The sequence below is a fragment of the Bradyrhizobium sp. NAS96.2 genome (assembly GCF_001908235.1).
Taxonomy (GTDB): domain Bacteria; phylum Pseudomonadota; class Alphaproteobacteria; order Rhizobiales; family Xanthobacteraceae; genus Bradyrhizobium.
Genome location: NZ_LGHK01000014.1, coordinates 17,177 through 37,313 on the forward strand (window position 1 = coordinate 17,177; position 20,137 = coordinate 37,313).

Here is a 20,137-nt window from a genome sequence, read left to right on the forward strand (position 1 = left end):
GAGCGCCGTTCTCAACGGCGTGGCTTATTTCTCCATCGCAGGTTCGGAGATGACGTACGCGGTGTCGCGGCGATCGAATTCGGCGTCCTGGTCCCGCTGCTTTCGCTGATGGTGGTTTCCGTGACCGATATCGGCCTTGCGATCTACCGCAAGATGCAGGTGGAGGGCTCGTCGCAGGCGGGCGTCGAATATGCCATCGCGCATGGGTTCGACGCCAATGCGATCTCGACTGCCGTGGCAGCTGCGACGAACGCCAGTGCGATCAGCGCCTCGCCTGCTCCGGTCAAGTTCTGCGGCTGCGCGACCAGTTCGGGCGTCACCAGCATGACCTGCGGCGGAACGTGTCCCGGAGGGCGAATGGCGGGTACATACACCATCGTCTCCGCGCAAGGCAGCTACTCGACGATCATCAACTATCAGATCGTTCCGAACAGCTATGTCATCAGCACGCAGTCCACGGCGAGGCTGCAGTGATACGCGCGTTCTGGCCCGACCGGAGCGGGGCGTCGGCACTCGAATTCGGCCTGACCGCGCCGCTGTTCTTCGCGTTTGTGTTCGGCGTGATCGAGTTCGGGCTGCTGATGTGGACGCAGGTGGGAATGCAGCACGCGGTGGCGGTCACGGCGCGATGCGCGAGCGTCAACCCCGCGCTTTGTCCTACCGGCAACCCGAGCGCAATCGCCGCTTACGCTACCCAGCAGGCGTTTGGACTGAGCTTGCCGTCCTCGACGTTCAGCTACAGCGCCGCGGCGTGCGGCAGCCAGGTGAGTGCAAATTATCAATTCCAGTTCCCCCAGATCCTCAATCTGGCTCCGTTCACGCTGACGGCGGCAGCCTGCTTTCCTGCCTAGAGCATGATGAGATGAGGTTGAACCGGATCGGCAGCGGAGGTTCACCTCTCCCTTGGGAGAGGTCGGCGCGTAGCGCCGGGTGAGGGGTTATGGTCCCTCGTTAGAGCTGCGTCCCCTCACCCGATTTGCTTCGCAAATCGACCTCTCCCCAAATGGGGAGAGGTAAAGTGAGCACGCAGCCAAAGCGATTCGATCCAAACTCATTATGCTCTAGAGAATAGCGCGAAGCGGTTTTCCGATCAGATGATGCTCAAACGGCGAGCGAAAGCGCGTCGACGATTCGACGCAATCTCATCGCGCCTGAGAGGTCGCGCTTGATGCGCGAACGGCCGTAGCTGCTGTGGATGCAGTCTTGGCTCCTCACCGGCGCCCCGTGGGACGCCGATGAAGGCCCGGCTCTCCGGCCTGCCCGGTCACGATGTGCCGGTGCAGGCCTTCGGTGCGTTGCGCCGCGGCGGTCAGAACCGCTCCGCGCCTTCATTCAACTTCAGGGCCTCGACGCCCTCTTCGCGAACGGCCTGGAGGCTGCGCGGATCGAGGTCGAGCGCGCGGAGGATCGTCGGCGCGATCTGGGTGGTGAAGGCGGTCTCCTCGATCGTCCGCGCATGCTTGATGCGAGGCGAGGAGAGCAGCAGCAGGACATTGCGATCGTCCTTGGAGAAGCCGCCATGCTCGGCGAGCTTGCTGCCGCCGGTGCAGATCACGCCATGATCGGTGATGGCGATGAAGTCCGGCACCCGGCTGTTGTGGAACGGATCTTCGTAGAGCTTGGTGAGCTCGTCGCGGTCGAGCAGCTTCTGGATATGCAGATCGGCGGCGTGGGCCAGAATGTAGGCCTTGGCGTCGGCATAATAGGGATTGCCGGTCGCCGGATTGGTCGCCTGCTGCAGTTCCGGCGACAGCCAGACCAGCGCCGCGTCATCGCAGATCTCGAAGCCGTTGGCGCCGAAACCGGGCGTGTTGCTGTACAGCGCATCCGAGATCGCCACGCGATCCGCGAGGTTGATCGGTGACTGGCCATGCTTGGCGCTGATGATGATGAGCGTCGAATCGTAGAGGTTCTGTGCCTTGAGCTCGTTGACGAACTTGCCGAGCGCATCGTCCACGAACTGGAGTTGCTGCGTGAGCGCATTGCCGGGCGTCGCGTTGGCGTCGGCATAGCCGCCGACCAGCGACTTGTCGGTGTCGGCGTGGCCGGCCTTGGCGAGCTTCTGGCCAACGCTGACCGCCTGGAAGTTCATGCCGAAGATCGCGGGGACGCCTTGATGCTGGGTTCGCGTGCCGTTGTAGCCGTCGATCCAGTTCAACACCGCCTGCACTTTCAGCGAGTCGTATGAACGGACACCGACAAAGCTCTTGGTGTAGTCGTCGCCGGGCTTGGCGCCGGCGTCGATCGTGTCCTGCGCGTTGATCTCCGGCGTGAAGAGCTCGTCGAGGCCCTTGCCCGACGGGCCCGCCAGGTCCTCATAGGCCGGATGCTTGTCGGACCAGGCCGTGCGCATTCCGGCCTGCTTGATGACTTCGAAGATCGTGTTGGTGCGCACGTAGTCGTGCGGATAGACCGGAACGCACTGGCCGTTCACCAGCTTGCGCTGCATGTGGTCCGGATCGAGCTGCGTGTAGACCTGGCCGAGCGTGCCGCCGGCAGTGTAATCGGCGACCAGTCCGCTGGAGTAATCGAAGGTCTTGTCGAGCGCTTCGAAGTTGGTGAGTTCGGTGCCTGCCGGGCTCACGCAACCCGGGTCCGGAAGATTCTGGCTGGTATAGAAGGCCTTGGCCGGATACTCGGTGCGATCATAGCTGTCGTCATAGAACAGGCCGCCGCCCTTTGGCGTCGCGCCGGTGACCTGCGCGAGCATGCCGGGATAGCTGTCGGACGGAGCGGTGGTGTAGGCGTTCGGATAGACGACGCCCTTGCCGGTGAGCTGGGCGAAGTTGCCGCCGGGACGGCTTTCGACCCAACGCTTCAAATCGACGGCGTGCATGCCGTCGACGCTGATCAGCAAGACGTGCTTGTAGCCATGTCGCTGCGAATGCCCGTTGTCATCATCCGCTTGCGCGACTGCGACGCCGCAGGCAAGCATGGCCGCCGCGATCGCGGCAGTCGACAAGACATAGTCACGAAAACTTCTCATGAGTCGCCCCTCTCTATTTCCGACAGGATTGGAATGGCCAGCACTGGCCGCGACAACTTGTCGCGGCCAGTTGACGGAGGGATGACGCTTTCGTGCGAGTTCGATGACCGTGGCCGAGATGACCGGCATCCAAGGGTGGGCTACGCGCTGGCCGGGCGACGCCGCGCAATGATTGGCTTTTGCCGTTCACTCGCCAAATTGCGTTTGGCTGCGCGTGTCACCCTGCCGAAGCGCTGTCGGTTGGAACTGCGATCGACGCTCGAACCAAGGCAGTGAGAACCTCTGTGGGCGTCACATTGTGGAAGGCCGGCAAGAGGTTGGGATCCATCGGCAGGATGAAGTCCTTATCGCTGTCCTGATGCCGGATCCACAATCCGGCAAAGCAGATCGCCGGAGCGAGCAGCAACATCGGCTCACCAGGTTTGTCATCGTCCCTGTCGGCTGAGATCGCGCGGCGTACGGCGGGCGCCTGAAGCGCCTTGAGAAAGCCGGTTACGTATGGTCCCTCGTTCAGTTCGGCCAACCGATAGCCGCTCTCGTCGGTGAAGACGGCATGAGCCGCAGCGATCGTCTCAAGGACAGTCTTGTCAAAGATGAGAAACCGCCAGCCGAGGATGGTCGCTACGGAACTGAGCGCAGGCAGCTCAATCTTCGCTGAAGGCTTGGCCGTGCACCGGTCAGGCCTGGCCAGGCGGCGCAAGGTGCTCAACGGCAGCAACGCCATGCGATGCGGGACGCAAAGCTCGAGGTCGCCGCGATGATTGCGATGCGCGAAGCTGAGCTTTGGCGTCGCAAAGCCCCGCATGCGCGCTCGATTGGCCATGCCGGCAAGTACGGCGTCGCGGGCATCGTCGGAAAAGTCAGCTGCTGGAATCGCCATGCGTTGCCCTCTTGGTGTAGTACGTGTCCGTCCAGGTGCCGCAGTTGATATAGCCGCGCGGAAATTGCGCGGCGTTGATATCCGAGAGGCCCCACCAAGGGTCCGCAATCGCCAGGCCGTAGTCGTCTTGCACGGGCACACCGACCGCTGGTTCATCCGCGTAACCCTTGATCGTGACAAGGTGGGCCCCGCCGCCATTCCAGACGATGCGCACGCAAAGCGGGCGTCTGCCTCCGATCTCTTCCTGGGTCTCTCGCAACGACGCGGAACGGCGCGCGGTCCATTTCCTGAAATGGCCAACGCGGAACAGCGACGACATCAAGTAGCCGTAGACATTGCAGGTATCCTTGTCGGCCACGCAGCAATCAGTTCGGCCCAGCTGTCCGTTCGCGATGTCGCATTGGGTCACCCTGCTGGAGGGACGATAGAAATGGGCGACGCTGGCCGCGACGGCGGCCCAGCACCAGTTTGTTTTTTCCTGATGCTCGTTCTTGAAGTCGAGCAGCCGCCATCTCGATCGCCTGAACGGGGGCAGATTGATCGGGACGCATGTCGCGCCCACGAGAGAAGCGATTTCGTCTGCTGCCGGGGTCACGATCGTTTCCCCCGCTTCTTCTTGGAGGTCGAACGTGCGGACGGCAGGACGAGTGTCCCGGCCTTGCCGGGCTCACGTTTGGCCTCAGCCAACACCGCCTTGAACGTCGGGCATTCCTTAAGGATCTCGAACGCCTGGCCGGCAATCACCTTTCCCGCGTGGGTATCGCTCGGGTAATGGACGCCTGCCACCTCGCGATTGCGCCCAATGCGATCGGCCAACGCGACGAGCATCCGCTTGGTGTGTCGAGGATGCAAATCCGCGAGCGCCAGAGCGATCAGGTGACTTTCGAGCGAATGCGCGCTCGGAAACGAGGCGTGCCCCGGCGAATTGATCAGGGGAACGAGCGCAGGACAGATCTGTTGCGGCCGAGCCCGATTGAACCGGAGCTTGAAGTCGATTGCCACCATTTGGGCAACCCGGATCGCCATCTCGATGATCTTGAGCGAGCTCGGATGCGACCACGGCGACATCATCAAGACTTCGGCAAAATAGCCGCGCAGTCGCGTATTTTGATCGAGAATTTCACCGATCAGGCGAGGGCGCTCATCGCGCGCCATTGCGGCCAACTGATCGATCTCGGCAAAGATATCGGCATGACGATGTGGCGGATCCGGAGCTCGAATGGAGCGGCGCCAATCCGTTTGGCCGAACTCAGCCAGCGCGATCACGCCAAAAAGGTCGGGCTCCCATCCCGACCAGGGGAAAACCACCTTGAAATCGAGGTCTTTCTCGCAGATTTCACCGCCCAGCGGATCGAAGATCAGGAAAGGTGCGCCCTGTGCCGGTGGCGAACCCATATAGGCTCCGCCCGCGCCATAGCTTTGACCGCCGCCTCCCCCGCCATCCCCGCCGCCGTCGCCGCCACCGTCCCCGCCGCCATCAAATACGTGAAACTGCATTGCAACCTCCCAGCTCCAATAATCAATTTGTCAATCAGGCACTCCAAATTCAGACAGGAAGTCCAGCGGCTTCCAACCGTTGCACGTAAAGTGAAGCTTGCTCCGCCTTGAAAGGGCAACGCGGCGCGTAATGAGACACAGTGAATTGCGGCAGAACCGACCGATGATGCGTTGCCAACAGCGCGGCGTCCTCATGCCGGCCGACGGCCACGAGGCTTGCCGCTGCGATCCGGATCGCGTTTCCGTATCGGGGATTGAGGCTGAGTGCCTTTCGCGACCAGCGAATGGCCTCCTCATAGGTGCCGTTCAAATAATGATTTTGGCCGAGCCGCGAAAAACTGGTGAAGGCCTGTTGGTCCAGCGGGGACAGCCGAATGGCTCGTTCGGCTCGTTCGATTCCCGACACTGGCTGGCCGATGAAGCCGTATGTTGCGCTGCTGAACATCCAGGCCCAGGGATTGTTTGGCGAGGCGGCAAGCGCACGGTCAAAGCAGTCGAGGGCCGTGTCAAAGTCAAAATGGAACGCGCTCCGCGCGTGCCCCTGCAGTGAAAGGGCAAGCGCGTCGGATGGATCTCGTTCGATGGCGCAATTCGAGAGCCGGATGATCTCGGCGATCTCGGCGTTGGGATCGGTCGACCGGCCCTCAGCGATGTTCAGCATGTGCCAACGCGCTGAAAACGCATATGGCGCCGCATAGCCGTCGTCCTCTTCGCGTGCCCGCTCCAGCAGCGTCCGCGCCATCGAAAAGCTGGCGAAGTCCAGCTTGTAGAGCAGATCAAGCGCGCGCAGAAAATAATCGTACGAGTTCAGATTGTGCGGGCGCTTCCGCAGCGCGCGCTTCACCTCGGCCTGGCGCACATGCGTCGAGATGCGCCCCACGATCATGAGGGCGATTTCGTCCTGCACGCCGAAGATATGCTCGATATCGGTTTCGTATTTCTCCGCCCATATGACCGACGCCGTCGACAAGTCACCGAGCTCGACAGAGAGCCGGATTCGATCGCCGGCGCGACGAATGCTGCCACTGAGCAGATACCGCACGCCAAGTCGTTCGCCGGCCACCGTTCCGTAGTCGACGGCGCGGCGATCGATCATCATGGTCGACCCGCGGGCAACGACCAAAAGATGTTTGATATTGCTGAGCGTCGCGATGATGTCGTCGACGAATCCCTCGGCGAAATAGTTGTCGCCGGGGTCGTCTGAAAGACTGACCAGCGGCAGGACGGCGATCGAGGGCAATTTTGCCCGCCCGGAAGGCGAGCGCGCGAACCCGACGGCCGCGCTGCGGTCCACCCCCGGCAATCGCAGCGAGAACGCGGGGACAGCTCGGGTCAGGTTCTTCAGCCGGAGGTCGCCAAGACTGTCGAATTTCAGGTCTCCGGCGCCATCAAGATTGTCGAGCACGGCCGATGACACCACGATCCCGTCTGCCGGCGCCGTCGTCTGAAGACGCGCGGCGATATTGACCGCACTTCCGTAGACGTCGTCGAGATCGAAGATGACGGGCTCCCAATGGATGCCAATTCGAAATGCGATGCGACGCTCGGGAGAGTGCTGGCTCTCCCGGGAGAGGATTTCCTGCTGCAACTCGGTCGCGCATTCGACCGCATCCAGCGGGCTCTCGAATACCGCGAGAAACCCGTCGCCGGTGTTCTTCACGATTTCACCGCGATGGGAGACGATGGTCGGATCGGTGACTTCGACCCGGAGAGTGCGATAGCGTTGATGGGTTTCGAGCTCGGCCGCTTCCATCAGTCGGGTGTAGCCAACCACGTCAGCCGCAAGGACCGCGCGACAAGCCCGCTCAAAGGGAGGCATCAGTTGAGGGGACAACACAGGGTCAGTCTGCACTGCCATGCCCGTTATACCGTCGCGCTATAACCTTCCATGTACGTTAGCATGCGGAAATGACCCTGTCGCCACCGGGGCGGGACTGGTCGGTGAGCGCCGCCGACCGCCACAAAAACGGGCAGGCGAAAGGCTGTTTATCCGGGAATTCGCTACGGATGATGGGTATCAGCCCACGCCCATATCCCAGCCTTGGCCATCCACTTCCTCCGCAGATGGCCAAAGCGCTCAGTGCCAGGATGGTACGGGGGTGAGAATTGCTGGTCGGCGCTATGCAGATTGGGCCAGCTCCCGCAAATGCCGTTCGATCGCGGTGCCGACGTCGGGGTGATCCACCTGGGGCAGGTGCACGGCATCGGCAGAGATCGCGAGCCGGCCAGCGAGCAGCGCTGCGAGCGCCGTCATCGGCTGCACCAGCTCACAGGTGGGAGGATGCGCCCGACGGTGACACCGGACAGCATCCGTCGCTTGCCGGAGGGCGTCGAGCGTATTCTGCTACGGTAAAATTCTGCAGCTGATTTGCCCGACGTGTCAACCGATAGGGCCAAAGCTCTTGATTGCGGCGGCTGCCCGCTCCTTTGCATGGGGTTGTTTTCGATATTTTTGCTGAGGGCCGGTGGGCGAGGTCACCCGGATCGAGCGGCTTCCTGCAAATGCCGCTCGATCGTGGCGTCGACCTCGTTCGGATGATCCACCTGGGGCAGGTGGCCGGCGTCGGGAATGATCGCGAGCCGGCAATCGAGCAGCGCCGCGAGCTCCGTCATCGGCTGCACCAGCAGTTGGTCGTTTGCGCCCACGATCATCGTCAGCGGCACCTGCAGCGTCGTCACGCCGTCGAGATAGGCGAGCGACTGGATCGCGCGGGCGCAGCCGATGAAGCCCTCCGGATCGGTCTCGTTGATGCAGGCGAGCAGTGCAGTCGCGATCGCCGGATGTGCATCGAGAAAGGTGCGTCCGAACCAGCGCTCCGCAGTCGGCGCCGCCAGCGGCGCGATACCCCGCTCACGCACCAGTGCGATGCGATCGTCCCAAGCGGCGGCGAATGGTGGCGGCGCATCGGCCCGTGCTGCGATCACGCAGAGGCTGAGAAGACGGTCCGGATGGCGCACGCCGAGGCCGAACGCCGTCATGCCACCCTGCGAGACGCCGATCACATGCGCCCGCGCGATGCTGAAATGATCGAGCGCGGCGATCGCATCCGCCACCAGATCGTCCATGGCATAGGGGCCGTGCGGCGCCTCGGATTGTCCGTGACCCCGGCTGTCGAGTGCGAGCACGCGATGGCCGCGGGCGGCAAGCGCGGCTGCCTGGCGGTGCCAGATGGCGCTGCTGGTCAGGATCGAATGGCAGAGCAGCACCGGCGCGCCGTGCTCCGCTCCGCCGACACGGACGCTGAGCCGTCCGTCCGGCCCCTGCACATCGTGCCGGACAAAGCCCTGCCATGCGGCGATTACGATTGGGGCCACCTCAGTCGACAAGGCCCATCTCCGCGAACACGTCCTTGGCGATACGGAAGCTGTCGAGGCCGGCGGGCATCCCGCAATAGACCGCGATCTGCAGGAACACCTCGCGCAGCTCGGCCTTGCTCAGCCCGTTGTTGAGCGCGCCGCGGATATGCACCTTGAGCTCGTGCGGGCGGTTGAGCGCCGCGATCATGCCGAGGTTGAGCAGGCTGCGGCTGCGCTTGTCGAGGTCGGGGCGATTCCAGATCTCGTCCCAGCAATATTCGGTGGCGAGCTTCTGGATCGGCCAGTTGAAGTCGTCGGCCGCCTTCAGCGATCGCTCGACATAGGCGTCGCCGAGCACGGTGCGGCGGGTCTGCAGGCCGCGCTCGAACTTCTCGCCGCGGGAATTGGCGTCGGTCATTGTCGTCTCCGGTTGAATTGTGGTCAGGCCAGTGCGGGCTCGGCGAGCGGCGTGGTCCAGGCGTCGTAGCCGTAGACCCAGTCCGGATCGGTCGGGTTCTTGAGCCAGGTGTTGGTGCGCGAGCTCGCCTGCACGCGCGAGGTTCTCGGCTTGCGGGTCGCCTCGAAGCGGCGGAAGGCCTCCGCGACGCCGTCGCGTTCGACGCCCGCAAGGCAGCGCGACAGCACCGCCGCGTCCTCGATCGCCATTGCCGCGCCCTGCGCCATATAGGGCGTCATCGGATGGCAGGCGTCGCCGAGCAGCGTGATGTTGCCCTCGCTCCAGCGCGGCAGCGGATCGCGATCGACCAGCGCCCATTTGTGCACCGACGGGCAGGCCTCCAGCACTTTGCGGACCTGCGGATGGAAGCCTTCGAACGCCTTGCGCAGTTCGTTGACGTCGCCGGTCGCCGACCAGGATTCCACGGTGAAGCCGGGCTCCGGCTGGCTGGTGACGAAGTAGACCTCGCTGCGATCGGGCTTGACGTAATAGATGACGATGTGGCGATCCGGCCCCCACCATTTGGTGCAGTCGTCGATCGGATAGCCGTTGAGCAGCGCTGCCGGAAACACCGTGCGGTAGGCGATGCGGCCCGTGAAATTCGGCTCGTCGCGGCCGAACAGCCGCTCCTTGACGAAGGAATGGACGCCGTCGGCGGCGACCACGGCGTCGACCGTCGTTCTGTGGCCGTTGGCGAAGGTCAACGTCACCGCGCGGTCGGCGCGCTGCTCGATTGCCGTCAGCCTGTGATCGAGACGAATGAGGTTATCAGGCACCGCACTGGCGAGCGCCGCATGCAAATCGCCGCGATGCCCGAGCAGATAGGGCGCGCCATAGCGCTGTTCGGCGGACGGGCCGAACACCATGTCGAACCGCACCTCGCCGGTGTCGTATTCCTTGTTGTTCCAGGACCGCGGATAGAACGCCTCGCGGCGCAGCACCGGCTCGAGGTCCCACGCCCGCATCACCTTCATGGCGTTGCAGCCGATCTGGATGCCGGCGCCGAGCCGGGTGAAGCGCTGGGCCTGTTCGTACACCGTCACGTCGATGCCTGCGCGGCTCAGCGCCGCGGCGGAGGCCAGTCCGCCCATCCCGGCGCCGATCACCGCCACTGAAAGTCTGCTCATTGTCGTTCCTCGCAGCTCGCGCCGGTTGACGACCGGCTTCCCTGCCTTTGTCGGTCAAGGCTGGCGGCTCCCGCAAACGAGTAATGCTGACGGAGCATGAGGTGGGCTCACGCGCCTGTCGCCGGCCTGTGAGCTGAGGTCACGCTGCCTGAGCTTAACTCGTTTGCGCTTCGCGCAATCGCCCGCCAACGTCCCGCCGCTGCTGCAGCGGGTGCGTCGACCGACCGTGCCTCCTGCGCAGCCAACATAATACTCCCGAGGATCGACGCCCATGTCCACGATCACCACTGACGGCGCCGCCCGTCTCGACGCTGTCGCGGCGCCCTGGCATGCGCGTCTCTATGTCCAGGTGCTGATCGGCATCGCGCTGGGCGTCCTGGTCGGCTACCTCTGGCCGGATATCGGCGCGGCGCTGAAGCCGCTCGGCGACGCCCTGATCAAAATGATCAAGATGGCGATCGCGCCGATCGTCTTCCTCACCGTGGTGCATGGCATCGCGAGCCTCGGCGACATGCGCAAGGCCGGACGGATCGGCGTGAAAACCCTGATCTATTTCGAGGTCGCAACGACCGCGGCGCTGATCATCGGCCTGTTCGTCATCAACCTGGCACGTCCCGGCGTTGGCATGCACGTCTCGGCGGCTTCGCTGGATTCCCGCCTCGTGGCGTCCTACGTGACCCAGTCGCACGACCAGTCCGTCGTCGGCTTCCTGATGAACGTGATCCCGTCGACCGTGGGCGGCGCGTTCACCAGTGGCGATACGCTGCAGGTGCTGTTCTTCGCCGTGCTGTTCGGCATCGCCCTGCAACGCTATGGCGAGAACGGCAAGCCGGTGCTGGTGGCGATCGAGAAGCTGTCGAAGATCCTCTTCATCCTGATCGGCATGATCATGCGGATCGCGCCGATCGGTGCGTTCGGCGCAATGGCCTTCACCATCGGCAAATACGGCGTCGGCTCGATCGTCGCATTGTCGCACTTCATGCTGGTGTTCTATCTCACCTGCCTGCTGTTCGTGATCGTCGGGCTCGGCATCGTGTCGCGCCTGGCGGGCTTCAGCATCTTCAAACTGATCCGCTATCTCCGCGAAGAGCTGCTGCTCGTGCTCGGGCTATCAGGCTCGGAATCGGTGATGCCGCGCTTCATCGACAAGATGAAGGCCGCCGGCTGCGCGGAATCCACCGTCGGCCTCGTGATCCCGACCGGCTACACCTTCAATCTCGACGGCACCTGCATTTATCTGACCATGGCCAGCGTGTTCCTCGCCCAGGCCACCGACACGCCGATGTCGTTGGTCCGGCAGATCGGTCTCGTCGTGGTCTGTCTGCTGACGTCGAAGGGCGCGGCCGCCGTGCCGGGCAGCGGCTTCATCGTGCTCGCCGCGACGCTGGGCTCGATCGGCCATGTGCCCGTGGCGAGCATCGCGCTGCTGCTCGGCATCGACCGCTTCATGTCGGAAGCGCGTGCGCTGACCAACTTCATCGGCACCGCGGTCGCCACCGTGGTGGTGGCGCGCTGGGAAGGCGACCTCGACCGCGCCCAATTCGTCCGCGCCCTCGACAATCCGGACGCCGCCACGCTATCCTCCTGAGCCTTCCGGAGACGCGACAGGATCATGAGAAAGTTGCCACCGCTCAACGCGGTGCGAACATTCGAAGCGGCCGCGCGGCATGTGAGCTTCACCAAGGCCGCTGAAGAGCTGCTGGTGACCCACGGCGCCGTCAGCCGCCAGGTCGCGCTTCTCGAGGACTGGTTCGGCGTCAAGTTGTTTCGCCGCGCCCCCTCGCAATTGACGCTGACCGCAGCCGGGCAGATCTACTATCGCGAGGTCACGGCGATCCTCGATCGTCTTGCGCTGGCCTCGATGGACATGAAACAGTATGGCTCGCCGTCGGTGCTGCGCGTCAGCGCGCCGCCGACGTTTGCGATGCGCTGGCTGATCCGCCGCATCGCTTCGTTCCAGCGCATGCGCGCCGACGTCGAGCTACGACTGCTCACCTCGATCGGACCGCTCAATGTCAACGACCGTTCGTTTGACGTTGCGATCCGCGGCAATGTCGGTGAGCCCGTGGGCTGGATGTCGCAGCACTTCATGACCGAGCTGATCGCGCCGGTCTGCCATGTCGATCTGTTGACACGCGGGCGGCTCGCCACCCCCGATGATTTGCGGCATCACACCCTGATCACCTATCTGACCGAGCCCTATGACTGGCCGCGCTGGCTGGCGCAGGCCGGCGGCGAGATGAGCGCGGATCAGGAGACGCTGCGGTTCGAGCAGATGTTCTTCGCCCTGCAGGCGACGATCGAACGCATCGGCATCGGGCTGTTTCCGCTGTTCCTCGTGACCGACGAGCTGATGGCCGGCCAGCTCTGCCTGCCGTTCGGCGATCTCGGCCTGCGCAAGCGCGAATACCGCTCGTTCTATCTGGCCGACAATGAAAGCGCCGGCGCCATCGCCGACTTCACCGCCTGGCTCGCTGATGCCGGGCGCGAGACCGAGCAGTTCATGATGGATTGGGGCACGTCGAAGGGCTGGAGCTTCTAGGCCAGCGGCTCTATGAAGCAGGAGGGGGAACGCGCATGCCCAACGTGTCTCGCCGGCCTTTCCTGCAATTCGCGCTTGGTGCTGCGACGCTGCCGCTTGCATCATTAGGTGCGCGCGCCGAAACCATGGCTCGCCCGATCACCATGATCGTGCCGTTCGCCGCCGGCGGGCCGACCGATGTGCTGGCGCGGATCCTCGCCGAATACATGCGCAACGCGGTCGGCCATCCCGTCATCATCGAGAATGTCACCGGCGCTTCCGGCACCGTTGCGGGGCTGCGCGCCTCGCGCGCGGCGCCTGACGGCACCACGATCACGATCGGGCATTGGGGCACGCATTGCCTCAACGGCGCGATCTATCAGCTGCAATATGACGTGCGCGAGTTCGCGCCGATCGCGCTGATCGCGAGCGGGCCGCAGCTTATCATCGGCCAGCCCGATCTGCCGGCGAAGAATCTGAAGGAGCTGATCGCCTGGCTCAAGACCAATGGCGACAAGGCGACGGCAGGCACCGCGGGCCCGGGCTCGGGCGCGCATGTCGCCGGCGTGTTCTTCCAGCAGCTGACGGACACGAACTTCTCCTTCGTGCCATATCGCGGCGCCGGGCCTGCGCTGAACGATCTGATGGCCGGGCATATCGACATCATGTTCGATCAGGCCTCCAACTCGCTGCCGCAGGTGAAGAGCGGAACCGTGAAGGCCTTCGCGGTGACGGCGCCGTCGCCGCTTGCATCGGCTCCCGATATTCCGACCGTCGATGAAGCGGGATTGCCGGGTCTCAACATTGCCTATTGGCACGGCATCTGGGCACCGAAGGGCACGCCTGCCGATATCGTGTCTGTTCTGTCGAAGGCGGTGATGGCTGCGCTCGCCGAGCCCGCCGTCCGGCAGCGCTTCGCCGAACTCGGGCAGGAGATCCCGCCGCCCGACAAACAGAGCCCCGCCGCGCTGCGCGACCATCAGGCCGCCGAGATCGAGAAATGGTGGCCGATCGTCAAGTCGGCCAACATCAAGGCGGAATAAGTTCCAACCGCGACGCTCCAGCAAGCTTCAACGCAGCGCGAATGGCAGGATGCCTGCCGTTTTCGGACTTTCGAGGTAGGCCAAAGGTTAGGCGCCGCTGTCATCCCATCGTCACCGGCGTTCGAAAAAACGTTGCCGCTGCTAACGAGAGCATCGAGCACGCGAGACCTCTCGCGTTTCCACGGAGATCAGCATGAAATTCGTCAAATCGATCGTGGCCGCCGGTCTGGTGGTCATGGCTACGCCCAGCTTCGCAACCGACATCACCGGTGCCGGCTCGACCTTTATCTTCCCCGTGCTGTCCAAGTGGGCCGACGCCTACAAGAAGGATTCAGGCAGCGGTGTGAATTACCAGTCGATCGGTTCGGGTGCCGGCATCAAGCAGATCGAAGCCAACACCGTGACCTTCGGGGCGACCGACGCGCCGCTGAAGTCCGACCAGTTGCAGAAGGATGGCCTTGCGCAGTGGCCGATGATCATGGGCGCGATCGTTCCAGTTGTGAACCTCGATGGCGTGAAGGCCGGCGATCTGGTGCTCGACGGTCCGACGCTCGCCAACATCTTCCTCGGCAAGATCACCAAGTGGGATGATGCGGCGATCAAGAAGCTCAACCCGAACGCCAAGCTGCCGTCTGAAGCGATCTCGGTCGTCCACCGCGCCGACGGTTCGGGAACGACCTTCAACTTCACCGACTATCTGAGCAAGGTCAGCCCGGACTGGAAGAGCAAGATCGGTTCCGGCACTGCGGTCGAATGGCCGATTGGCGTCGGCGCCAAGGGCAATGAAGGCGTCGCGGGCAACATCGCGCAGGCCAAGAACTCGATCGGTTATGTCGAGTACGCCTATGCCAAGCAGAACAAGCTGACCTACACCGCGCTGGTCAACAAGGCCGGCAAGACCATCCAGCCGACCAACGAAGCATTCCAGGCTGCCGCCTCGAACGCCGACTGGACCAACGCGCCCGGCTATTACCTGATCCTGACCGACCAGCCCGGCGACAAGTCCTGGCCGATCGTCGCTTCGACGTTCATCCTGTTGCACAAGGATGCGACCGACAAGGCGGCCTCGAAGGAAGCGCTCAAGTTCTTCAAGTTCGCTTTCGACAAGGGTGCCAAGAGCGCCGAGGAACTCGACTACATCCCGATGCCCGACAGTGTCGTGAAGCAGATCGAGAAGACCTGGGCCGCCGACGTGAAGAGCTGAGACGCTCCTTTCAAGCACGCGCAATTGCAAGAGCCGGCGTCGATTGACGCCGGCTCTTTTGTTTGGGGGCCGTCCTGGCCGGGTTGGTCAGCTGATTCGCTCAGCCATTTTTGAGCGCGGCCGTCTGCCCGCGGTTCCAGACCTTTCGGCCGGGCGGCTGCGCCGAGGCAACAGTGTCCCAAATCAGTGAAAACCCTGACGCCTGTTAACCTTTGGTTAACCGTGCGGGCCGATTGTTAACCATTCGACAAGACAACCGAGTCAGGGGCGATGGACGCAACTCAACAGGTCGCACGTCAGCAGGTCCGCATGCGCGGCCGTTCCTATGTTGCGTTCGTTTTCTCGCCGGTCGTGCCGGTCGTGTCCTGGCTCGCTGAGATCGACGCGACGCTTGGGAAGTCCCCGGGGTTCTTCAGCGGCAAGCCCATCGTGCTCGACCTGTCGGCGGTCGATCTCAGCCAGGCCGCGATCGCGCATCTGATCGGCAGCCTCGCCGAGCGCAACATCCGGATCCTCGGCATCGAGGGCGTCGACGAATCGAAACTCGGCGCCAACATGCCGCCGCTTCTGACCGGCGGCCGCGCCTGCGCGATCACCCATGTCGAGCCGAAGGCGCCGCCGGCGCCGGAAAAAAATAAAGACAAGGACAAGACCAAGCTGCCGTCGCTGCTGCTGGAGAGCCCGGTCCGTTCCGGCCAGTCGATCGTGTTTGCCGAGGGCGACGTCACCGTGCTCGGCTCGGTCGGCTCCGGCGCCGAGATCGTCGCCGGCGGCTCGATCCACGTCTACGGCACGCTGCGCGGCCGCGCGATGGCCGGCATCAACGGCAATTCGTCGGCCCGCATCTTCTGCCAGAGGATCGAGGCCGAATTGCTCGCCATCGACGGCTACTATCAGACCGCAGAAGAAATCTCTGACAACTTGCGCAACCGGCCCGCCCAGGCGTGGCTCGAGGGCGAAATACTGCGCGTCACAGCGTTGAACTGATCGACCACAAGGAGAGAGAGAAATGGCCAAGGTTTTGGTCGTGACATCTGGGAAGGGAGGAGTCGGCAAGACGACCTCAACCGCCGCGCTTGGCGCGGCGCTCGCGCAAATGGGCCAGAACGTCGTCGTCATCGACTTCGACGTCGGCCTGCGTAACCTCGACCTGGTGATGGGCGCGGAACGGCGGGTCGTGTTCGACCTGATCAACGTGGTGCAGGGCGTCGCCAAGCTGCCGCAGGCCCTGATCCGCGACAAGCGGCTGGAAAACCTCTGGCTCTTGCCGGCGTCGCAGACCCGCGACAAGGACGCGCTGACCGAAGAGGGCGTCAAGCGCGTGATCGCCGACCTCAAGACCAAGTTCGACTGGATCCTGTGCGACAGCCCGGCCGGCATCGAACGCGGCGCGACGCTCGCGATGCGCTACGCCGATGAGGCCATCATCGTCACCAATCCGGAAGTGTCGTCGGTCCGCGACTCCGACCGCATCATCGGCATGCTGGATTCCAAGACGGTCCGCGCCGAGCGCGGCGAGCGGGTCGAGAAGCATCTTCTGGTCACCCGCTATGACGCCGGCCGCGCCGCGCGCGGCGAGATGCTGTCGATCGACGATATCCTGGAAATCCTTGCGACGCCGCTGCTCGGCATCGTCCCGGAAAGCCAGGACGTGCTGCGCGCCTCCAATGTCGGCTGCCCGGTCACGCTGAACGCTGCAAGCAGCGCGCCGGCGCGGGCCTATACCGACGCGGTGCGGCGCCTGATGGGGGAGCAGGTCGAGATGACCGTGCCGGTCGAGCGCAAGGGGCTGATGGACCGGCTGCTGCGACGGAGGGCGGCATGATGAACGTAATGCGGCTGTTCGGCGGCCGCGCTGCATCGGCGCCCGTCGCGCGGGAGCGGTTGCAGATCCTGCTTTCGCATGAGCGTGGCCGGAATGGTGCGCCTGATCTTCTGGAGACGCTGCGCTCGGAAATCCTCAGCGTGGTGTCCAAGCATATCGACGTCGATCCCGACAAGGTCGTGGTCCGGATGGATCGCGGCAAGTTCGTCTCGATGCTCGAGGTCGACATCGAGGTTCCGAACGGCGTGCAACGATCAAAGATGGTGGCAGCCACATGACGGCAGATAGCGACAGTCACATTGCCTGGCAGCGCGCGCAGCTCAAGAAGCTGCGTGCGGCGCTGAAGCAGATCGAGGTCGATCAGCTCGGCAAGGCCAATTGCGGCCGCGCGACGCAGATGACGATCGACGAATTGCAGCGCAAGATCGGCGAGTCGGGCCGCTGCATCGCCGAGTACGAGCGCCGCACCCGCCGCCCGCTGGCGACCGATCTCGGCAGCCTCGCCAGCGTCAGCTGGACGCATTGGAACGCCAATTTGCCGATGGCCAAGGCGCCGCGGCATCGGGCGTGAGCTGATAATCTCAGCCGTTCGTCATTGCGAGCGAAGCGAAGCAATCCATTCCTCCGCATGTGCGGCCGGTGGATTGCTTCGTCGCTTCGCTCCTCGCAATGACGCGGAGAGGTCGGCGGCCTACAGCAAGAACGACAGCGCCTGTTCGCACTGGTCCTCGACCTTGAGCGTGAGCAGGTCGTCGGCGCGGGTGCGGCCCAGATTGACGGCGGCGATCGGCAGGCCGCGCTGCTCCGCCATCCGGACGAAGCGAAAGCCGGAATAGACCATCAGCGAGGAGCCGACGACGAGCAAGGCGTCGGCCTGCTCGAGATGCGCCTGCGCTGATGCAACCGTGTTGCGCGGCACGTTCTCGCCGAAGAACACCACATCGGGTTTCAGCACGCCGCCGCAGGCTTCGCAGGCCGGCGCGACGAATGACGAAAAATCCTGCTCGAGATCGGCATCGCCGTCGGGCGCATCAGTGGCATCGAGCGCGAGCCAGGCAGGGTTCAGCCGCGCCAGCTCGCCCTGAAACTGTTCGCGCGGCATCGTGGCGCCGCAGCCGAGGCAGCGCACCACGTCGAGCCGGCCGTGCAGGTCGATCACGCGCTGGCTGCCCGCGGCCTGGTGCAGGCGGTCGACATTCTGGGTCAAGAGCAGCTCGCAGCGCCCTTGTTGTTCGAGCTTCGCCAGTGCGCGATGCGCACCATTCGGCATCGCGCGGCCGAACCGCCGCCAACCGACCATGCTGCGCGCCCAGTAGCGCTGCCGCGTCGCCGCCTCGCCCAAAAAGGCCTGGATGGTGACCGGCCGGGTCCGCTTCCAGTTGCCGTCGCTGTCGCGATAATCAGGGATGCCGGAATTGGTGCTGCAGCCGGCCCCGGTCAGGACAAACAGGCGCTGGTGGCCGGCGACGAAATCCTCGAGGGCGGGGTGCTGCATGGCAGCACATCTAGTGCAGCGCGCACGCTTGCGCCAGATGTGGGGCTGCCGCGAGAGGACCTTTCACGCCGCCCCTGCGTTGACGGCATGGCACTTCCGATGGAGTGATCGATGCGCCGAAAACTGATCGTCCTGCTATGCGCACTGACGTCCCTGCCGCTGTTGCCGTCCTATGGCCAGGATGCAGGCGTATCGGGCGAGCAGGCGTTCAACAATTCCTGCCGCACCTGTCACACCGTCAAGGATGGCGACAACCGCGCCGGCCCGAACCTGCACAACATCGTCGGCCGCAAGGCCGGATCGGTGACGAATTTTCGTTATTCCGAGGCGATGAAGTCATCCGACATCGTCTGGGATGAGCGCACGCTGCTGCGCTTCATCGAGGATCCCGAAGCCGTGGTGTCGGGCAACGGCATGAAGCCGTACACCGGCGTCCGCTCGGCGGAGGATCGCACCAGGATCGTGGCGTTCCTGAAATCCTCGGGCAAGTGACCGTTGGCGTAAGGCCGGCCCTATCGTGCCGGCACGACGAAGACCTGACCGGGATAGATCAAATTGGGATTGCGGATCTGCCGCTGGTTTGCCCGATAGATCACCGCATAACGCTGCCCGGCGCCGAATGCGCGCTGACTGATCCGCCACAGGCTGTCGCCGCGGGCTACCGTGGTCGTCGCGATCTTCGGCACGATCACGGCCGAGGGTGAGCTCGATGCGGCGGTAGCCGTCGCCGCCGCGAGCCGCGGCGCGGTCGCAACCGCACGGCCGGACGAGGCCGGGATCGATGCGGTGGTCGTCGCGTCCGGAACGTTGAACGGCACCTCGGCGCGCGCGCGAACCTTGCCGGACCCGGGGTCGACCTCGTCAAGCCGGACCTGATAGTTGCCGGCCGCCACACCCTTGTTGATCGTGACCGAGAGGTGTCCCGCCGCGTCGGCGGTGGCGGAGGCGATCAGACTGTCGTTGAGATAGAGCCTGACGGTCGCGCCGGGCGCTGCCTGGCCGCTGACATGGAGCTTGCCACCCGGTTCGGTCTCGACCGCCGCGACGGCAATTTTCCCGGCCGCCGGCGCCGCGGCCGCAGGTTGCGACAGCACCCGGATCGGCTTGTCCGGCGCCATCAGCGCCACCATTGGCCGCTCCCTTGCCGCAGCCTCGAGCGCCACCGCCACGCTCTGCTTGGAGGTCACCTGCTTGCCATCACGCGTGATGCGCAGGGTGAGGTCGTAGTTTCCCGGCGGAAGCGGGCGCGGGACCATGACGAACTGGCCAGATTTGTCCGCCACGGCGCGATCGTGCACCTCGCCATTGCGCAGCAATTCCACCGTCGCGCCCGGTGGCGCGCGGCCGGCGACAACGGTCTCGCCGGTCGGCTCGATGTTGACGACGTCGAACTCCGGCAAAGCGGCGGCGCCCGATGGCGGCGATGGCCCTGCCAGCGCGTTGGAGAGGGCCGCGGTCTCGGTTTGCGCCTTTGTCAGCGCAGTCTTGTCCTGATTCTTCTCTTGGTCTTGCGCCGGAGCTGCGGATGGCGCCGTCGCCATCAAGGGCGCGTTCGCGCCCAGGATTTGCTGGGTTTGGCGGATGCCGAAGACGAACGCCGCCGTGCCGCCGGCGGCAAGTGCGAGCAACGGTATGGCCAGTCTCATCGCCGTGACATTCATGATTGTCACCCGCGCGGATGAATGTCCCCGCGCGTCCGCGCGCGCCCCTGCAGCCCTGTGGGGGATTCCGGGACAGATTGCGCCGATCTGCGCCCGCCATCAAGTCGGATGAAAGGATTACTTCTCTCGGGCAGCTTGCCTGAC

Annotated in this window: 22 protein-coding genes; 11 read left to right on the forward strand and 11 right to left on the reverse strand. The window is 64.2% G+C overall.

The features are described from left to right. The first annotated feature begins 72 nt into the window (after positions 1 to 72). Positions 73 to 474, forward strand: coding sequence for a hypothetical protein (locus AC628_RS02835; protein WP_143201421.1), 402 nt, complete (start codon positions 73 to 75; stop codon positions 472 to 474). Then, positions 471 to 851, forward strand: a complete 381-nt coding sequence (locus AC628_RS02840) for a TadE/TadG family type IV pilus assembly protein (RefSeq protein WP_245321000.1) — start codon at positions 471 to 473, stop codon at positions 849 to 851. Before AC628_RS02835 ends, AC628_RS02840 begins: the two co-directional genes overlap by 4 nt. 458 nt (positions 852 to 1,309) lie before the next feature. On the opposite strand, the gene AC628_RS02845 is transcribed toward AC628_RS02840, so the two are convergent. The 9 genes from AC628_RS02845 to AC628_RS02885 all read right to left on the reverse strand — a co-directional run bounded on the left by AC628_RS02845 (position 1,310) and on the right by AC628_RS02885 (position 10,244). Then, positions 1,310 to 2,986 (reverse strand): alkaline phosphatase family protein, encoded by a 1,677-nt coding sequence (locus tag AC628_RS02845; RefSeq protein ID WP_074125244.1) that lies wholly within the window; start codon positions 2,984 to 2,986, stop codon positions 1,310 to 1,312. A gap of 217 nt (positions 2,987 to 3,203) precedes the next feature. Continuing rightward, a complete protein-coding gene (locus AC628_RS02850; RefSeq protein ID WP_143201419.1) occupies positions 3,204 to 3,866 on the reverse strand; it encodes a hypothetical protein in 663 nt (220 codons plus the stop codon). Then, the gene (locus AC628_RS02855; protein WP_168193295.1) at positions 3,847 to 4,461 is read right to left on the reverse strand and encodes a papain-like cysteine protease family protein; all 615 of its coding nucleotides are present in this window, start codon (positions 4,459 to 4,461) and stop codon (positions 3,847 to 3,849) included. Before AC628_RS02855 ends, AC628_RS02850 begins: the two co-directional genes overlap by 20 nt. Then, positions 4,458 to 5,363 (reverse strand): phosphatase PAP2 family protein, encoded by a 906-nt coding sequence (locus AC628_RS02860; RefSeq protein WP_074125247.1) that lies wholly within the window; start codon positions 5,361 to 5,363, stop codon positions 4,458 to 4,460. The genes AC628_RS02855 and AC628_RS02860 overlap by 4 nt, the downstream gene beginning before the upstream one ends. Before the next feature lie 49 nt (positions 5,364 to 5,412). Continuing rightward, positions 5,413 to 7,221, reverse strand: a complete 1,809-nt coding sequence (locus AC628_RS02865; protein WP_083632549.1) for an adenylate/guanylate cyclase domain-containing protein — start codon at positions 7,219 to 7,221, stop codon at positions 5,413 to 5,415. A 261-nt stretch (positions 7,222 to 7,482) separates the two neighbouring features. Further along, positions 7,483 to 7,617, reverse strand: a complete 135-nt coding sequence (locus AC628_RS45760) for a hypothetical protein (protein ID WP_283806534.1) — start codon at positions 7,615 to 7,617, stop codon at positions 7,483 to 7,485. A gap of 221 nt (positions 7,618 to 7,838) precedes the next feature. Then, a complete protein-coding gene (locus tag AC628_RS02875; RefSeq protein WP_168193297.1) occupies positions 7,839 to 8,690 on the reverse strand; it encodes an alpha/beta fold hydrolase in 852 nt (283 codons plus the stop codon). Then, entirely contained in the window at positions 8,680 to 9,078 is a 399-nt protein-coding gene (locus tag AC628_RS02880) for a carboxymuconolactone decarboxylase family protein (RefSeq protein ID WP_074125251.1), read from the reverse strand. The genes AC628_RS02875 and AC628_RS02880 overlap by 11 nt, the downstream gene beginning before the upstream one ends. Before the next feature lie 23 nt (positions 9,079 to 9,101). Continuing rightward, positions 9,102 to 10,244: an FAD-dependent monooxygenase gene (locus AC628_RS02885; protein ID WP_074125252.1), complete on the reverse strand. Its 1,143-nt coding sequence runs from the start codon at positions 10,242 to 10,244 to the stop codon at positions 9,102 to 9,104. A 271-nt stretch (positions 10,245 to 10,515) separates the two neighbouring features. Here AC628_RS02885 and dctA point away from each other — a divergent pair, with 271 nt between their 5' ends. The 8 genes from dctA to AC628_RS02925 all read left to right on the forward strand — a co-directional run bounded on the left by dctA (position 10,516) and on the right by AC628_RS02925 (position 17,408). Next, positions 10,516 to 11,832, forward strand: a complete 1,317-nt coding sequence (gene dctA / locus AC628_RS02890; RefSeq protein ID WP_083632551.1) for a C4-dicarboxylate transporter DctA — start codon at positions 10,516 to 10,518, stop codon at positions 11,830 to 11,832. Between the two features lie 24 nt (positions 11,833 to 11,856). Further along, positions 11,857 to 12,786 carry a LysR substrate-binding domain-containing protein gene (locus AC628_RS02895; RefSeq protein WP_083632552.1) on the forward strand — a complete coding sequence of 310 codons (930 nt, stop codon included), beginning with the start codon at positions 11,857 to 11,859 and terminating at the stop codon, positions 12,784 to 12,786. Positions 12,787 to 12,821: 35 nt separating this feature from the next. Beyond that, entirely contained in the window at positions 12,822 to 13,808 is a 987-nt protein-coding gene (locus AC628_RS02900; protein ID WP_083632553.1) for a tripartite tricarboxylate transporter substrate-binding protein, read from the forward strand. 193 nt (positions 13,809 to 14,001) lie between these two features. Beyond that, positions 14,002 to 15,012: a phosphate ABC transporter substrate-binding protein PstS gene (gene pstS, locus AC628_RS02905; protein ID WP_074125254.1), complete on the forward strand. Its 1,011-nt coding sequence runs from the start codon at positions 14,002 to 14,004 to the stop codon at positions 15,010 to 15,012. A 270-nt stretch (positions 15,013 to 15,282) separates the two neighbouring features. Beyond that, entirely contained in the window at positions 15,283 to 15,999 is a 717-nt protein-coding gene (gene minC / locus AC628_RS02910) for a septum site-determining protein MinC (protein ID WP_074125255.1), read from the forward strand. 22 nt (positions 16,000 to 16,021) lie between these two features. Next, positions 16,022 to 16,837: a septum site-determining protein MinD gene (gene minD, locus AC628_RS02915; RefSeq protein ID WP_050419827.1), complete on the forward strand. Its 816-nt coding sequence runs from the start codon at positions 16,022 to 16,024 to the stop codon at positions 16,835 to 16,837. Continuing rightward, a complete protein-coding gene (minE, locus tag AC628_RS02920; RefSeq protein WP_050419828.1) occupies positions 16,837 to 17,115 on the forward strand; it encodes a cell division topological specificity factor MinE in 279 nt (92 codons plus the stop codon). The genes minD and minE overlap by 1 nt, the downstream gene beginning before the upstream one ends. Further along, complete coding sequence (locus AC628_RS02925) at positions 17,112 to 17,408, forward strand: hypothetical protein (RefSeq protein WP_074125256.1); 297 nt, start codon at positions 17,112 to 17,114, stop codon at positions 17,406 to 17,408. Before minE ends, AC628_RS02925 begins: the two co-directional genes overlap by 4 nt. A gap of 120 nt (positions 17,409 to 17,528) precedes the next feature. Here AC628_RS02925 and AC628_RS02930 read toward each other — a convergent pair whose 3' ends face one another. Then, on the reverse strand, positions 17,529 to 18,371 hold the full coding sequence (locus tag AC628_RS02930; protein ID WP_283806535.1) for an NAD-dependent protein deacetylase: 843 nt from the start codon (positions 18,369 to 18,371) through the stop codon (positions 17,529 to 17,531). 72 nt (positions 18,372 to 18,443) lie between these two features. Between AC628_RS02930 and AC628_RS02935 the strand changes: the two genes are divergently transcribed. Continuing rightward, positions 18,444 to 18,824, forward strand: coding sequence for a c-type cytochrome (locus tag AC628_RS02935; RefSeq protein ID WP_074125258.1), 381 nt, complete (start codon positions 18,444 to 18,446; stop codon positions 18,822 to 18,824). A 20-nt stretch (positions 18,825 to 18,844) separates the two neighbouring features. Here the strand turns inward: AC628_RS02935 and AC628_RS02940 are convergent, their stop codons facing one another. After that, the gene (locus tag AC628_RS02940; protein ID WP_245321001.1) at positions 18,845 to 19,978 is read right to left on the reverse strand and encodes a LysM peptidoglycan-binding domain-containing protein; all 1,134 of its coding nucleotides are present in this window, start codon (positions 19,976 to 19,978) and stop codon (positions 18,845 to 18,847) included. Positions 19,979 to 20,137 lie beyond the last annotated feature (159 nt).